This window comes from Ideonella sp. FW305-24, from assembly GCF_058788035.1.
The window spans coordinates 1-1,392 of the sequence record NZ_JBYTAI010000044.1 but is presented as its reverse complement, the minus strand read 5'-3'; the positions used below and the strand labels follow the sequence as shown (position 1 = coordinate 1,392).

Genomic DNA, 1,392 nt, shown 5'->3' with positions numbered 1-1,392 from the left:
GTGCTGCGGACCAACAGCAGCCGCGTGGGGACGGCGGACACTGCGTACGATCCCTGGGGCGACACGTGGACCGGCAATGAGCCGAGTACGTTTGGGTACGCGGGGCATGTGAATGATTCGGTGACTGGGCTGGTGTACATGCAGCAGAGGTCTTACGATTCACTGCTCGACATATTCCTGTCGAAGGATCCGCAGCCGGTCAGCATGACCGATGGCTCGAACTTCAATCGATACTGGTATGCAAATAACAATCCATTCAAATATATGGATCGAGATGGTGAAAAGACAGTTATTGTAGTTAACAACAATGGCTGGCCTTTTGGAACTCACGCTGGACTCTACATGGGGAAGACTGACACGGGCGGCATGGTTTATGATCCGGCTGGCAGTTATGCTAGGCAGAAATATGTTCCTGGGGATATTATAGAGGGATCAAATGCGGATCTGAGCAAGTACGTGCGCTTTCAGAAGAAAGGTGATGGGCCGAATGTAGAGGTTTTTGAGTTTGACACTTCGAAAGAAGATGAGGAGCAGATATGGAACCGTCTTTCTCAACTTCCTTCCGAGTGCGGTCGCGGTTTCTGCGCAGTCTGCACAAGTAGCGTTTTGAGTGGCATTGGGCCATTTCGAGAGCTAAAGCCAACGCGTACTCCTAGCGGATTGGCAGCAGCACTTAGAGAACTGAAGAGGAAGAGCGTTGAGGAAGATGAAAAGCGTACCAAACAACGTGGCAAGTCTGGAGACTAATAATGCAAAAAATTGAATTAGGACCCAGGCGAAGTATGCTTGTGGTCGCATTGATGTCTATCGTATTTATCGCTGATCTAGGTGGTTGGCTAGACTTGCGATGGGGAAACTCCGTTTCTTTATTCAAGGTTGGATATATTATTTCAACCTCAGCATTTCTGATCGTCGGCAGGGCGCGTGGTGGGCTTTTGTTCTGGAATTTGGTTCCATTTGCCTCCTGCTTTTTTTCCTATATTCTGACCATCGTCGCCACATGTGATATTGGGGCGTCTTGCATTAGAGGCGATTGGCTTTTGCTATTTCTCATGTGCGTTGTTGGGGCTTACTGGATATCCAAGGCTTGGATTGTTAATATGGGGATTATTGTGTTTGCTCTTCTGATTTATGCTATTCAAACACGTAGTCGAATAGCACGCAGACAAGCTGAAGAAAATGCGCAACCGATCGAGCGGCCGTGAGCCAAAAACTAAAGAAAATTCCTGGGTCACTCATTATCCGCCTCGGTCAATGGGAACGAGCAGATCTCTGAGGTCACTGGAAACGGACGCTGGTGACGGGCAATCTGTTGGAAGAAAACTACTTCGACGCGCTGTGGCGCCCGGTGATCTCCCACCGCAAGGACACCGGCACCGGCAAGGAACGCTT

Annotated in this window: 2 protein-coding genes; both read left to right on the top strand. The window is 49.5% G+C overall.

Annotated features, from left to right (window positions below; translation table 11 throughout):
• Positions 1-747: RHS repeat-associated core domain-containing protein (locus tag AC3WR5_RS33430; protein WP_492490106.1), on the top strand; the 747-nt coding region annotated here is incomplete at its 5' end.
• 2 nt (positions 748-749) lie between these two features.
• Positions 750-1,205 carry a hypothetical protein gene (locus AC3WR5_RS33425; protein ID WP_492490105.1) on the top strand — a complete coding sequence of 152 codons (456 nt, stop codon included), beginning with the start codon at positions 750-752 and terminating at the stop codon, positions 1,203-1,205.
• Positions 1,206-1,392: the final 187 nt, after the last annotated feature.

Bases quoted from the DNA above. Each gene is read 5' to 3' on its own strand.
- AC3WR5_RS33425 (WP_492490105.1), top strand. From the start codon at position 750: ATGCAAAAAATTGAATTAGGACCCAGGCGAAGTATGCTTGTGGTCGCA.